The organism is Mesorhizobium sp. M0119 (assembly GCF_040322615.1).
GTDB lineage: Bacteria > Pseudomonadota > Alphaproteobacteria > Rhizobiales > Rhizobiaceae > Mesorhizobium.
This window is the reverse complement of sequence record NZ_JAMYTU010000009.1, coordinates 45,651-58,741: the sequence shown is the minus strand read 5'-3', so window position 1 is coordinate 58,741 and position 13,091 is coordinate 45,651. Positions and strand designations below refer to the sequence as shown.

General features: G+C 61.0%; 13 protein-coding genes and 1 tRNA gene. 9 read left to right on the top strand and 5 right to left on the bottom strand.

The window, feature by feature from the left end; all coding sequences use genetic code 11:
- Positions 1-425: 425 nt before the first annotated feature.
- The 4 genes from NKJ40_RS11415 to NKJ40_RS11400 form a co-directional block, all read right to left on the bottom strand.
- A complete protein-coding gene (locus NKJ40_RS11415) occupies positions 426-950 on the bottom strand; it encodes a helix-turn-helix transcriptional regulator (protein WP_352466185.1) in 525 nt (174 codons plus the stop codon).
- A gap of 324 nt (positions 951-1,274) precedes the next feature.
- Complete coding sequence (locus NKJ40_RS11410) at positions 1,275-1,874, bottom strand: hypothetical protein (RefSeq protein WP_352466184.1); 600 nt, start codon at positions 1,872-1,874, stop codon at positions 1,275-1,277.
- A 174-nt stretch (positions 1,875-2,048) separates the two neighbouring features.
- Positions 2,049-2,552, bottom strand: a complete 504-nt coding sequence (locus NKJ40_RS11405) for a hypothetical protein (RefSeq protein WP_352466183.1) — start codon at positions 2,550-2,552, stop codon at positions 2,049-2,051.
- Positions 2,553-2,727: 175 nt separating this feature from the next.
- Positions 2,728-2,817: transfer RNA gene (locus NKJ40_RS11400), tRNA-Ser, on the bottom strand.
- Between the two features lie 622 nt (positions 2,818-3,439).
- On the opposite strand from NKJ40_RS11400, the gene NKJ40_RS11395 reads away from it, so the two are divergent.
- The 9 genes from NKJ40_RS11395 (at position 3,440) to NKJ40_RS11355 (ending at position 12,840) form a co-directional block, all read left to right on the top strand.
- Complete coding sequence (locus NKJ40_RS11395) at positions 3,440-4,171, top strand: hypothetical protein (protein WP_352466182.1); 732 nt, start codon at positions 3,440-3,442, stop codon at positions 4,169-4,171.
- Positions 4,172-4,442: 271 nt separating this feature from the next.
- A complete protein-coding gene (locus NKJ40_RS11390; protein WP_352466181.1) occupies positions 4,443-5,666 on the top strand; it encodes a septal ring lytic transglycosylase RlpA family protein in 1,224 nt (407 codons plus the stop codon).
- 101 nt (positions 5,667-5,767) lie between these two features.
- A complete protein-coding gene (locus NKJ40_RS11385) occupies positions 5,768-6,928 on the top strand; it encodes a D-alanyl-D-alanine carboxypeptidase family protein (RefSeq protein WP_352466180.1) in 1,161 nt (386 codons plus the stop codon).
- Positions 6,929-6,992: 64 nt separating this feature from the next.
- Positions 6,993-7,667, top strand: coding sequence for a dTMP kinase (gene tmk / locus NKJ40_RS11380; protein WP_352466179.1), 675 nt, complete (start codon positions 6,993-6,995; stop codon positions 7,665-7,667).
- Entirely contained in the window at positions 7,664-8,719 is a 1,056-nt protein-coding gene (locus NKJ40_RS11375) for a DNA polymerase III subunit delta' (RefSeq protein WP_352466178.1), read from the top strand. The genes tmk and NKJ40_RS11375 overlap by 4 nt, the downstream gene beginning before the upstream one ends.
- A 122-nt stretch (positions 8,720-8,841) precedes the next feature.
- A complete protein-coding gene (gene metG / locus NKJ40_RS11370; protein ID WP_352466273.1) occupies positions 8,842-10,428 on the top strand; it encodes a methionine--tRNA ligase in 1,587 nt (528 codons plus the stop codon).
- The gene (locus tag NKJ40_RS11365) at positions 10,428-11,222 is read left to right on the top strand and encodes a TatD family hydrolase (RefSeq protein ID WP_352466177.1); all 795 of its coding nucleotides are present in this window, start codon (positions 10,428-10,430) and stop codon (positions 11,220-11,222) included. The genes metG and NKJ40_RS11365 overlap by 1 nt, the downstream gene beginning before the upstream one ends.
- A 3-nt stretch (positions 11,223-11,225) precedes the next feature.
- Entirely contained in the window at positions 11,226-12,044 is an 819-nt protein-coding gene (locus NKJ40_RS11360) for an MBL fold metallo-hydrolase (protein WP_352466176.1), read from the top strand.
- Between the two features lie 205 nt (positions 12,045-12,249).
- Positions 12,250-12,840, top strand: a complete 591-nt coding sequence (locus tag NKJ40_RS11355; protein ID WP_352466175.1) for a hypothetical protein — start codon at positions 12,250-12,252, stop codon at positions 12,838-12,840.
- A 75-nt stretch (positions 12,841-12,915) separates the two neighbouring features.
- Here the strand turns inward: NKJ40_RS11355 and NKJ40_RS11350 are convergent, their stop codons facing one another.
- Positions 12,916-13,074 (bottom strand): hypothetical protein, encoded by a 159-nt coding sequence (locus NKJ40_RS11350; RefSeq protein WP_352466174.1) that lies wholly within the window; start codon positions 13,072-13,074, stop codon positions 12,916-12,918.
- Between the last annotated feature and the right edge of the window lie 17 nt (positions 13,075-13,091).

Below are 13,091 nucleotides of genomic sequence, written 5' to 3'. Positions count from 1 at the left end.
CAGCCGTTGACAGTTCAGAGGCTGATCGTAGCTGGGGCGGCGAAGGGCACAGTCGGGTATGATCGTGCTGTACTCACAGCCGGTGCCGAGCAAAGCCGTCGAGCGAACAAGCGATCTGTGACCGACCCACTTGAACCGGCCGAAGCCGCACCCGGCGCTTGAATAATTCAACCGCTGCAAAACTCAAGCCTGATCGAGCCGAAAAATCTGTAGACTAAAAACCCGCTCGTTGCAGAATTTGCCACTTCAGGCCAAAGTGGCAGTGTGCCCGAACGGGAGATAGGGTACAGCCTACCTCCCGCCCTCCGGGAGCCAACTGGCATCCGGGTAGCGGAGCTTGTCGCTTGTTAGCGGACACCGCGAACCCCATGAAGTCAAAGCGTTTCGGGATTGGCTGTTTGCTGAGATGGATCCAAACGACGCCCTTATGGCAAGACTGAAATGCGCCCAAGAAGAGCCACCAGTTCCGCCTGACGTTTCGTTTCGGTCTTGGCGAACAGCGAGGCAAGCTGGGAGCGGATCGTGGTGCGGCTGAGGCGCCAACTGCGGGCAATCTCCAAAGGCGCATCGCCCTGAGCCAAACGCAACGCGAGCTGCGTTTCCGCGCTCGTCAAGCCAAACATCTTTTGCAGTGTCTGAGGATTTGGCCCCGACCTGTTCTCGCGGTCCAGCAACGCCACAATGCTCGTTCCGTCAGGAGCGATAAACCCGTTCTCGTCCAATATCACCGGCCTGTCGCCGCTGCTGCGGATCACTACCCACGATAGTGAGCCCGGCAGGAAATGGGCCGGAACATTCGCGATCAGCCGCCTCAAGGCCACCGAAAGCCCGCTGGCCGTATCGGCCACTTCGCCCTGGCGCTCCAGCGTGGTTTGAGCGGCGGCGTTCCATTCGACCACTTTCCTCTCGCGGTTCAGCACGAGATAGCCGCAGCCGATGCGATCAAGCATGCCGGGTTATGGATTCCAGGCTGCGTGCTCTTGGCTCCCCGACCCCTGCGCCCAGTCGATCTGATGGACGATCTGAATAGGCATAAGAGGGCCCCTTCGTATGCGCCTCACGGTCATACTTGGTCCTCATCACAATGTATCGGTTGCCAGCTGCAGCTTCAGTGTGTCTATCGATCAGAGTCATTTTCTACCCCTGCCCAAAGTTTCACCAGCCCGAAGCAAGTGGATTCCTCAACCACGCTTCCACAATACGCGATTCTATACGAACCAAATTGAAGATTGTCGTTAGCTTCGCATCCAGAAACTTATCTCGGAATGCATTTCTTAAGATTTCTTCATGCCGCCAAGCTGCCGATAGTATTCCTGCTCACCTGTTTCCGACACCACACAGCCCTCCCACGAAAGGGCAAGATTATCAGAACTTCGTACAGCTCTTTTATCTCGAAACTGACCATAAATATGGGAGATCCCCATGACCACCACCGCCACCACGCCCCGCTCAACGAGCGTTACGAGCACCACCGAGTCAGCCAAGCCGTATCGCGGATGGCGGATCCGGTTTCGGTCAGTTGGCGCGGCGACTCTCATGGAGGCGAACACGAACTGGACCGAGGCGCAGCAAAGGTCGAGGCCGAGCTGATCCGCAATCTGTTGCGCCTGGCCGGCGGCAAATGAAGGCACCGCGCTGAAGGCAATCGCTTTCGCGCTCCGTGCAAGATTTGGTTGGAGCGAGTTCGCGCCGCGCCCGGATGCCGGCACGTGACGAAATGTCAGCGCGCCATGGGTCGCCACGCCAAACGGCGGCTCGCCGACGAATACGACGCGGCGCAGGAACGGGGCGAGATCGGCGCTCATGGCGGTGACAAGAGCAAGTTTCGAGACGGTAAACTTGCCAAGGCAACCGAAATCATCTCGCCAAGGCATCCACGAACGCCCGCCTGATCCGCGACGCCGAGCGAGCCGATCCCGGCATTGTGCGGCGGACGCTCGAAAATTACGTTCCGGCCAAAGTGGAAAGTCGGCGGCCCATCTTTCGATGGGCGTTGCCTGAACCCGCCGACTCTGCGGGATTGCCAGTGGCCCCCGCGATTCGGAGCTTTACCGAAGCAAGGCGTGCCGTCCAGCAATGTAGGCGTGTATCCGCCCCCACAGGCGGGCATTTCCGCCGCCGCCAACTTTCCTCCGGCCAAGGCCGGGACGCGCGCTGACGGGCCGATAGGCGGCAAAGCAGGCCATTACCGCCGCCGCGTCGCAGATGCCCCACAAGGCGGCAAGATCGTCCAGGCACCACCGCAACATGTCGGCGGCTGTCAGACTTTCGCGCTTGATGGCCGCGATCTCGTGCAAGGCCATGCCCTGACCGCAAACAAGTGCCACGAGTTGATAGCCGCGAGCACCGAGCAGCGCCCGGCATCGCCGCAATTCCTGCCCGGCATTGATCTGGCGTTGGCTGATGCCGTCCGGCGTCTTGCCGCCGTCTACGACGATAGGCGCCGGATCGATCGAGGAGAGACCCTTGCCGGCCATGGCCTCACACAATGCCCGGAACCGCTCGGCCGCCTTTACCTCCGCGGCATCGAGCGCGCCGCGCGAGGCCAACATTGTGATCGCGCTTTCGCGCACGTTGACGGCGGCCGGGATCGTGCGCGGGTTTGCTGGCGTCCTCGCGATGGGCGGGGCTGAAGAATGGGTTGTCGACAACGGGGGGGCGGACGCGGGCTTGCGGCGACATGCGGCAAAGAATGCCACGAAGGCTCTCGATCCGCAAAAAGCCCGATGGCGGATGGGGTGGGATTCGAACCCACGGTAGAGTTGCCCCTACGCTGGTTTTCAAGACCAGAGCCTTAAACCACTCGGCCACCCATCCCTTTGGGCTTGTGCCCGCTTTGCGCCTTGACTTCGCGCGGTGGCGCAAAAGGGGCGCAAAATTTATGTTCTTTCGAATAAATTTCCTTTATATTTCAAAACGTTATGCCAACACCGATTCTAAATTTCAAGACCGGTGCCTTAAACCGCTCGGCCATCCCTCCAAGGTGATTTTTCAACCACTTAGGATATCGCGAGAGGGCGGGTTCGAGCGTCGGTACCGGATTGGCACCAGGACGTTCCCCGACCGGTTCGCGCTCCATTCCTGTAAAGCCGCATTCAACGCCAAGTCAACCGTGGCGGCCGCACCTTTCGGCGCGATCCAGGGCGGTGAGCAGCGTCATGGCGAGCTGTGTTTTGTGCTGAGTGTGGAAAATCGTTTTTAAAACCGCACGGACTATTAATCGTTATGCGCTGATATGTTGGGTGCATTAAAGCACATGTAAGTAAATCGTATTCTGGAGTTGAATTTGGCCGTACTTGGCGCTCTCCCGCCCGGTCTTTGCTGTAGACCAATTCGCGAAACCGACTGGGAGGGAGTGGTCGATTGCCTGTGCAGGGGCTTTCCGGCGCGTAACCGGAGTTACTGGATACACGCTCTGACCCGCTTGTCGCAGCGGCCTGTGGTTGCCGAGTTCCCACAATATGGCTTTGCTTTGGAGCATGCCGGTCGGATCGTCGGCGTTGTGCTCACCCTTTATGCTCGCAATCAGGGGTCGGAGAGCGAGGAAATTCGCTGCAATCTTTCAAGCTGGTCAGTCGACGCAGAATTCCGTCCCTATGGCGCCATGTTGGTTGCGGCGGTTCTCAAGCGGAAGGACGTGACCTACACGAACATATCGCCGGCACAAGCGACGTTGAAAGCCAACCGGGCGCTCGGCTTTCGGCTCTTCTCCAGCGGACAATTTACCTTCTTGCCGGCTTTAAGTTTGGCGCAGCGGTCATGTCGCGTGGTCGAAGTGCGTCCCGATCTTCCGGAATTGGCGATGCTGCCCGAGAGTGAGAGATACATACTCTCAGAACACGCCGCGCTGGGCTGCCTGTCGTTGATCTGCATTTGCGACGGAGCAGCGTTCCCCGTGGTGTTGATGCCGCGCCGAATGTTGCACGGTGTTGTCCGGTGCCATCAGGTCATCTATTGCCGCTCGCTTGCGGATTTGAGCCGCTGCGCCGGTGCGATGGGGCGCTTTCTTTTGCGAAGCGGAATCCTCGTTTGCTTTGTCGACGCCAAGGAGCCGATTGCAGGTTTGGTGGGATGGTACCGGCCCAACAAGGGGCTCAAATATTTTAGGGGTCCCAGACCACCCGCACCTGGAGATCTGACGTTCACCGAGCTTGTGATCTTCGGTCCCTGAAATCTGCGCTCGCAGCCAGGCCAAGCCAAAGGCAACGCGCCACGAACCGCGTTGCTGATCGATAAGCGATGATTTTCATGCCGATCGGCGCGACGGTCCGCGCCACAATCTCGCCCGGTTCCGACCACAATCGGTTAATACGGTGATAAACAATTCCTGCGCACAAAAGGATTGGGGTAGGGCGTCGCCGGCGTTTCTGGAGTGGGTGCTTTGGCACCGCTGACGTTTATGCTGCGGTGCCTTCGTCGAGACTGTAGGGGACAATCAAAATATGCAGACCACGGCGCGCCCGCGTCTTCGTCGCGCTTCCGCTTACGCGGTGTTTGCCTTGTCGGCAGCCTTTCTTGCGGCATGTGCCGGGCCGCAGCAAAAGGCGATGATCAACAAGAAACCTCGCTCCAAGGAATACTTTTCCGAAGCCGAGTATGGCGTGAAAGCCAGCCCGCGCGTGATGTTCAAGACGTCTCGCGGACGCGACCAGCTCGGCAAGCCCTATCAGGTGCGCGGCAAGTGGTATTATCCGAAGGAGGACAAGCGCTACGCCAAGGTTGGCCTCGCGTCTTGGTACGGTGAGGCCTTCCACGGCCGGTTGACCGCCAACGGCGAAGTCTACGACATGGCAGATCTGACGGCGGCGCATCCGACGATGCCGCTGCCGAGCTATGCGCGGGTCACCAACACGAAGACCGGCAGCTCGGTGATCGTGCGCGTCAACGATCGCGGACCCTATCATGATGGCCGCATCATCGATGTGTCGAAGCGCGCTGCTGAAATGCTCGATTATGCGAATGTCGGTACGGCCGAGGTGAAGGTCGAATATGTCGGCCGTGCGCCGCTCGAAGGCAATGACGGCCAGTATCTTATGGCTTCGTATCGCCCAGGCAACAGAGCGCCGGATCCGTCGGATGGCCTGCCCAACGGTGTCATGGTCGCCATGAATGGGCCGTCGCCAAGCCTTCCGGTAAGCGCTGCTGCCGTGCCGTTCCCCGGTCAGCTGACGAATTCCGGACAGGGATCCGATGCAGGGCCTGTCATGGCGGTGCAGGCATCTGCTTCGGGAGACATTGTACTGCCCGATTTCGGCCCGATCGTGCCCGAGCGTCCGGAGATGAACCTGCCGGCACAATCGCCGTTCACCGTGGCGTCGCTGTCTTACGCCGACGAGCGCGTGCAGCGCGCCTCCAACGCGTTTGCCGAGTTGGATGGCGCCGGCATGTCGCCCGCCGAAATTCTTCAATCGTGGAAGCGGCAAGCTCCTCCAACCGGGTCGCCCACCGCCTATGTCGCGGCGGGTTCATTCGAGAATGCCGCCGAAGCGGAGCGTGTGGCTGCCCAGCTTTCCAGCTTCGGCAAGACCGAAATCCAGCGCTCGGAACTTGAAGGCAAGGACTGGTACTCGGTCAACCTCTATGCCGACGGCCGTGGCAGCCTGGACGAGATGCTGCAGGCGGCGTGGTCGCATGGTGCGCCGGATGCGCTTGCGGTACGCAACTGAGCTCGGGGCTGCGTGGTTTTTTCGTGCCTGATTGATCCGCCAGGCAAAAGCCTGATAGCTTCTGCCAACTTGCAAAAGCGCCGGCTCACTGGGCGGACCCGATGAAATTTTTCCAGCCTTTCACCGGGCTCATAACGCTCGGCCTGCTGCTGCTCTCGCTTGTGCCGGCCTCAGCACAGCTTTTCGAGACCAAGGCTGCGCAGGCCTTCATGATCGACGCCGAAACTGGCACCGTGCTGTTTTCCAAGGACGCCGACAGGTTGATCCCGCCGGCCTCGCTGGCCAAGCTGATGACGATGGAAGTGGTCTTCGACGCCATCAAATCAGGGCGCATGACGCTCGAAGACACCTTCGTGGTGAGCGAGAACGCCTGGCGCAAAGGCGGCGCTCCTTCGGGGACATCGACCATGTTCGCCAAGCTCAAGTCGACGATCCGGCTGGAAGACCTGATCCAGGGCGTGACCGTGCAGGCGGCCAATGATGGCTGCATCGTCATCGCTGAAGGAATGGCCGGGTCCGAGGCAAACTTCGCGGCGCAGATGACCGACCGCGCCCGCCAGATCGGCCTGCAGAAATCGACCTTCGTCAATTCCACCGGTCTGCCGGCCGATGGGCAGCAAACGAACGTTCGCGAACTCGCGCTTCTGGCCCTGCATATCTGGCGCAACTACCCGGATCTCTACCGCTATTACGGCCAGAAGGATTTTACCTGGAACAAGATTTCCCAGAGGAACCGCAATCCGCTGCTGGCCATGGATATAGGCGCCGACGGGCTCGCGGTCGGCGCCAGCGAGCAATCCGGCTTCGGCATCGTCGGCTCGGTCAGCCACAATGGCACAAGGGTGATCGCGGCGATGAGCGGCCTGGCAAACGACCGCCAGCGTGCTGAGGAAGCGCGAAAGCTGCTCGACTGGGGCGTTCGCTCCTTCGAGAAGACTGAAATATTCGCCAACGACGAAGTGGTTGGCGAAGCCCAGGTCTTTGGCGGCGCCAAGTCCGGTGTCGCTTTAAAAGCAAAAGGACCGGTGCAGATCTTCCTGCCGATCACCAACCGCGACAAGCTCACCGCCAGAATCGTCTATGACGGACCGGTTGCAGCGCCGGTGGAGGAGGGGCAGCCGGTGGGTGCGCTGCGCGTCTGGATCGGCGATACGCTGAGCCAGGAGACGCCGCTGTTTGCCGCCGAGTCGATCGGTGTCGGTTCGCTGCCGCAGCGCGCGCTCGATGCCGCCAAGGAACTGGCCGTCGGCTGGCTGCGTTAGCACCGTCGCGGTGGACCTTTTTTCCCGCCGGGACTATACGGTCCCCGAAGTATGGACAAAGGCTTTGGCGCGCGGATTTTTCATCACTTTTGAAGGCGGCGAAGGAGCAGGCAAGTCGACGCAGATCGAGCGGCTGGCAAAGAAGATGCGCGCCAAGAAATACGACGTGCTGGTGACACGTGAGCCGGGTGGCTCGCCGGGCGCGGAGGCGGTCAGGCATGTCCTGCTTTCAGGCGCAGCCGAGCCGTTCGGCCCCAAGATGGAAGCTCTGCTTTTCGCCGCAGCGCGATCCGACCATGTCGAACAGGTCATCCGGCCGGCGGTCGATCGCGGTTCGGTCGTACTTTGCGATCGTTTCATGGATTCCTCGCGCGTCTACCAGGGCGTCACCGGCGGCCTCGACCCGGCATTCATGGACGCATTGGAGAAGGTCGCCATCAATGGCATGGTGCCGGACATGACACTGATCTTCGACATCGACCCCGCCGAGGGCCTGAGGCGCGCTACCGCCCGGCGGGGCAGCAGTGACGGACCGGACCGCTTCGAGAAGGAAACATTGGCCATCCACCAACGTCGGCGCGAGGCGTTTCTGACGATCGCCGCGGCTGAACCCGAACGCTGCGTCGTCGTGGATGCATCAGCCGACCCGGACACGGTGGAGGATGTCGTTACCGCCACCGTCTTCGCGGCTCTCGAGAGGATGATGCCGGCGCAAAGCAGGCAGGCGGCGCCGGCATGATTTTCGAACGCATCGCACCCGAACAGCACGATACGCTGGACGGGGTGCCGGAGCCATCCGAAACGCCGCGTCTTGTCGGTCACCTGCAGGCGGCCAACATGCTCGCCACTGCTTATCGCTCGGGAAAGCTACCGCACGCACTGATCTTTGCCGGACCGGTTGGCATCGGCAAGGCGACGCTGGCCTTTCACCTGGCGCATCATCTGTTGAAGCACCCGGCCTTCGAGCAGGCGCCGGAAAGCCTTGCCGTTCCAGATCCGGCTTCGTCGCTGTTTCGCCAGATCGCCACCGGGGCACATCCTTCGGTGCTGCATCTTACACGCCCCGCGAACGACAAGACCAGGAGCTTCAAGACGGTGGTCACGGTCGACGAAATCCGCAAGGTCAGCCGTTTTCTGTCGCTGACCTCGCACGACGGCAGCTACCGGGTGGTTATCGTCGATCCCGCCGACGACATGAACACCAATGCTGCCAATGCCTTGCTGAAGAATCTTGAAGAGCCACCCGCGCGCACCTTGTTCATCCTCATCGTCCATGCGCCGGGCAGTCTGCTGCCGACGATCCGGTCGCGCTGCCAGATGGTGCGGTTGGCGCCGCTCGATGCCGAGAGCTTGATGACGGTTCTGGAGGGCATCGAGCCGCCGCCACCGGAGGATCCTGCGGCGCGCGCGGCGCTGGCGCAGCGGGCAGGGGGCAGCGCGCGCAATGCGATCCTGTTGACGCAGTATGGCGGGCTTGAAATCGCCGCCACCCTCGACGCTCTGGTGATGTCCAAGAAGATAGATGTCGCAGGCGCCTACCGTCTTGCCGAGGCGGTCGCCGGCCGCGACCAGGCGATCCCGTTCGAGATATTCAATCGCCGCGCGCTTGATCTGCTGTCGGCCGGCGCCAGCCAGGCCGCGCTCGCCGGCGATCTCGCGCGGGCCAAAACGCTATCGGATACTTGGCACGAGGCTTTGAACGCTATATCTGAAACCGAGACCTACAATCTCGACAAAAAGCAGCACGCCCTGACCATGATCGACCGCCTGAATTCTGCAATGCGAATGTGACGGCCGCTGGCGTGGCTTTGAAGCCCCTGAGTATTGATTCCCAATCAATCGCAGGAACTTCGAAAGCCACCACATTGGCGTCGGATGGCAATTGCCGTTTCGATGCGATATCTCACCGCGACATCTTTCATTCAGACATTCATGACGGCTCATCCATGGCACGCGAAAAATACTACGTCACGACGCCGATTTTCTATCCGAACGGCAAGCCGCATATCGGCCATGCCTACAATGTCATCGCCAGCGACACGCTGGCCCGCTTCCAGCGGCTCGACGGCAAGGACGTCTTCTTCGTCTCGGGAACCGACGAGCACGGTTTGAAGATGCAGCAGACGGCGGACGCCGAAGGCCTGACGCCGAAAGCGCTTGCCGATCGCAACTCGGCGATCTTCCGTTCGATGCTCGAAGCGACCGGTTGCTCGAACGACGTTTTCATCCGCACCACCGAAGAGCGTCATTACAAGGCCTGCCAGGCGATCTGGACGCGCATGGCTGAGAATGGCGACATCTACCTCGACCGCTACAGCGGCTGGTATTCGGTGCGGCAGGAAGCCTATTTCGACGAGGCCGAAACCAAGGTCGGTGACGACGGCGTGCGCCGCGAACCGCTCGGCTCGCCTGTCGAATGGACCGAGGAAGAGAGCTATTTCTTCCGCCTTTCCGCCTATCAGGACAGACTGTTCGCGCTCTATGAGAACAGCCCCGAATTCGTCGGACCGGCGGAGCGGCGCAATGAGATCATCAGCTTTGTCAAATCCGGCCTGAAGGATCTGTCGATCTCGCGCACCACATTCAAATGGGGCGTGCCGGTGCCCGGCGATGAGAAGCATGTGATGTATGTCTGGGTCGATGCCCTAACCAACTACATCACCGCCGCCGGTTATCCGGATCCGGCCAATGAGAGATGGTCTTTCTGGCCGGCGAACGTCCACGTCATCGGCAAGGACATCATCCGCTTCCACGCGGTCTACTGGCCGGCATTCCTGATGTCGGCCGGCATCGAATTGCCGAAGCGCGTGTTCGCGCATGGTTTTCTGTTCAACCGTGGCGAGAAAATGTCGAAGTCGGTCGGCAATGTCGTCGACCCGTTCGCGATGATCGAGCACTACGGCCTCGACCAGGTGCGCTATTTCTTCATGCGCGAAGTGCCGTTCGGCCAGGACGGCAGCTACAGTCATGAGGCAATCGTCAACCGCACCAATGCCGACCTCGCCAACGATCTCGGCAATCTGGCGCAGCGCTCGCTGTCGATGATTGCCAAGAACTGCGGCGGCGTGGTGCCGAAACGTGGCGAATTGAGCAATGCCGACAAGGCGATCCTCGATCAGGCCGATGCCGCCCTTGTCACGGCGCGCAGGACGATGGCCGACCAGGGCATCCACCTTGCTCTGGCGGCGATCTTTGGCGTGGTGGCCGAAGCCAACCGCTATTTCGCCGGGCAGGAGCCATGGGCGCTGAAGAAGACCGATCCGGCGCGCATGGAAACGGTGCTGTGGACGACCGCTGAGGTGATCCGGCGTGTCGGGTTGCTGTGCCAGCCCTTCATTCCGCAGTCGGCGGCAAAGCTGCTCGACCTTTTGGCGGTGCCGGCCGGCAGCCGTAATTTCGAGCATGTCGCGGAAGGTCATGCGCTGGTATCCGGCACGGCGCTGCCGGCGCCGGAACCGGTATTTCCACGCTATGTCGAGCAAACGGATACAAGCGCCTGATGCTGGTCGACAGTCACTGCCATCTCGACTTTCCGGATTTCGCCGAAGAGCGGGCGGCCATCGTCGCCCGCGCCCTTACGGCCGGCATCGGCCGAATGGTGACGATCTCGACGAGGGTGAAGCGATTTAGCCAAGTGCTTGAGATTGCGGAGACTTTCGATGAGGTCTATTGCTCGGTCGGCACCCATCCGCACAATGCGGCCGAAGAGCTTGATGTGACTGTCGATGACCTGGTGCGGCTGTCCGCTCATCGAAAAGTGGTGGCGATCGGCGAGGCCGGGCTCGATTATTTCTACGATCATGCGCCGCGCGATGCACAGGCACAGGGATTTCGCACACACATCGCCGCGGCGCGCGTGACCGGTTTGCCGCTGGTCATCCATTCGCGCGACGCCGACGACGACATGGCTGATATCCTCGAAGAAGAAACAGGGAAGGGCGCCTTCCCTTTCATCCTGCACTGTTTTTCGTCCGGACGCAGGCTGGCCGAGATCGGTGTGGCGCTCGGCGGCTACGTTTCGTTTTCCGGTATCCTGACCTTCAAGAACTCCGCCGAGCTGCGCGCCGTCGCCGCCGATGTGCCGCGCGACCGTCTGCTGGTCGAAACCGATGCGCCATATCTGGCGCCGATACCGTTCCGCGGCAAACGCAACGAGCCTGCCTATGTTGCGCATACAGCAAAGATACTGGCCGAGACGGTCGGCGTCCGCGAGGCCGAGATCGCTGATATCACCACGGATAATTTTTTCCGGCTGTTCAGGAAAATGCCGCGCCCGAGCGCGCCGGGCCTCTGACGCATGAGCGCCCGGCTGCGTCTTACCGTCCTCGGCTGCGGCTCATCGCCGGGCACGCCACGCATCACCGGCGACTGGGGCAATTGCGATCCCGCGAATCCCCGGAACCGGCGCACGCGCACCGCAGCGCTTGTCGAGCGGATCGCGGCGAATGGCGCCCGGACCACGGTCGTCATCGACACCGGCCCGGATTTCCGCGAGCAGATGCTGTTGGCATCGGTCAAGCGCATCGATGCGGTGGTCTATACACATCCGCATGCCGACCATATCCACGGCATCGACGATTTGCGCGGCTTCGTGCTCGAGCAGCGCCACCGGATCGATATCCATGCCGATCGAGCCACCATGCTGCGCTTACGCGAGGCGTTCCGCTACTGTTTCGAAACACCGAAAGGCAGTTCGTATCCGCCGATCGTCAACGCCCATATCATCGACCACGACAGGCCGGTGGTGATCGAAGGCGAGGGCGGCGCCCTCACCCTCGAACCGCTGCTGCAGCTCCATGGCGACATCACCTCGCTGGGTTTCCGCATCGGCGGGCTGGCTTATTGCCCTGACATCAGCGACTTTCCGGAGGCGACCGCCAAGCGTTTGCGCGGGCTGGACATGCTCGTCATCGACGCGCTGCAATACACCGTCCACCCGAGCCATCTGTCGCTTGGCCAGGCGCTTGGCTGGATCGAAAGACTGGCGCCGAAGAACGCGGTGCTGACGCATATGCATGTGCCGCTCGACTACGCCACGGTAATGGCCGAGACGCCGGCCAACGTCGAGCCCGCCTATGACGGCATGACGATCGAAATCCCTTACGAATCAGCGTGAAGGACCAAGTTTTTACGGCCTGGGTTCCCGAGTTGGATCTCGCGAGGTGCTATCTTCACGCCACATCCAATCGGCCATGCCAGTTCCATAATCTATCTTATGCGACTAAAGCCTATAGCATCCGTTGGCGGCGAGATCAGACCGGTCACTCTTAGACATTCTCAACAGCGCTGTGGGGGCAACGGGCATGCTAGGGTTACGAATCATGAAGACACTCCCGCTCCTTGCAAGTCTTGCCCTCACCCTCGCCTGCGCGCTCACCGACGCGCGAGCGCAGGACTTTGATCGTGCTCCGGGCGAGAACGAGCTGGCTTTCGCGAAACGTGTTGTTGGGTTCGCCGACAATGCTGATCCGCACACCACAGCCGTGAGCTGGAACGGCCTCCAGACACTGTTCGTCGATTACCAGACCGCTGAGGACTATCCGGAACGCCCACTCGTCGCGCTGCAACGGCTAGCTGACAACAGGTATCGTGCAATCCAGGTCACGATCGGTGAACAAGAGGGTGACACACCGGACATAGCGCTCGGCCTCGCCAACGCCGATCATGACCCGGCAAAGGAACTGATCGTGATACTTTCCTGGGCTCAGATGCACTACGATGTCGAAGGGACGCTCTACGAAGTTCGCATCTTCGATGGCCCCAAGCCAGACCAGAAGGCGCTGACTCAATTGAAAGCGAGCCGGAAGTTCGACGCCACATGCGACTGCCATTGGCGCGACGGCACAACGAAGCACTTCCGCTTCAAGACGATCGCGGCGGTCAAGGCTGAACTGAAGCGCCTGGGTTATTAGCCGCCGGCTTCGATCACCGGCGATCATCACGCGGTCTGAAGGCAGCCCGTATTGTCACAATTCCCCGTGTCATTGTCACAATTCAAAGTCGCCGAAGTCTCCGCTGCTGTCGCCAGGCTCGTTGGAACCCGCTGAGTCTGGCTGTGGTGCCGGGGTCTCGGCTGCCTTCGCTTCGCTGCCGCCAAACATGCCGGCGATCGCGTTGCCGAGCAGCACGCCGCCCGCAACGCCCATCGCGGTCTGCGCGGCGC

Coding starts and splice junctions, on each gene's coding strand:
- NKJ40_RS11355 (WP_352466175.1), top strand. CDS start 12,250: ATGAAGACACTCCCGCTCCTTGCAAGTCTTGCCCTCACCCTCGCCTGC.
- NKJ40_RS11360 (WP_352466176.1), top strand. CDS start 11,226: ATGAGCGCCCGGCTGCGTCTTACCGTCCTCGGCTGCGGCTCATCGCCG.
- NKJ40_RS11375 (WP_352466178.1), top strand. CDS start 7,664: ATGATTTTCGAACGCATCGCACCCGAACAGCACGATACGCTGGACGGG.
- NKJ40_RS11385 (WP_352466180.1), top strand. CDS start 5,768: ATGAAATTTTTCCAGCCTTTCACCGGGCTCATAACGCTCGGCCTGCTG.
- NKJ40_RS11410 (WP_352466184.1), bottom strand. CDS start 1,874: ATGCCTTGGCGAGATGATTTCGGTTGCCTTGGCAAGTTTACCGTCTCG.
- NKJ40_RS11415 (WP_352466185.1), bottom strand. CDS start 950: ATGCTTGATCGCATCGGCTGCGGCTATCTCGTGCTGAACCGCGAGAGG.
- NKJ40_RS11405 (WP_352466183.1), bottom strand. CDS start 2,552: ATGTTGGCCTCGCGCGGCGCGCTCGATGCCGCGGAGGTAAAGGCGGCC.
- NKJ40_RS11390 (WP_352466181.1), top strand. CDS start 4,443: ATGCAGACCACGGCGCGCCCGCGTCTTCGTCGCGCTTCCGCTTACGCG.
- NKJ40_RS11350 (WP_352466174.1), bottom strand. CDS start 13,074: ATGGGCGTTGCGGGCGGCGTGCTGCTCGGCAACGCGATCGCCGGCATG.
- NKJ40_RS11365 (WP_352466177.1), top strand. CDS start 10,428: ATGCTGGTCGACAGTCACTGCCATCTCGACTTTCCGGATTTCGCCGAA.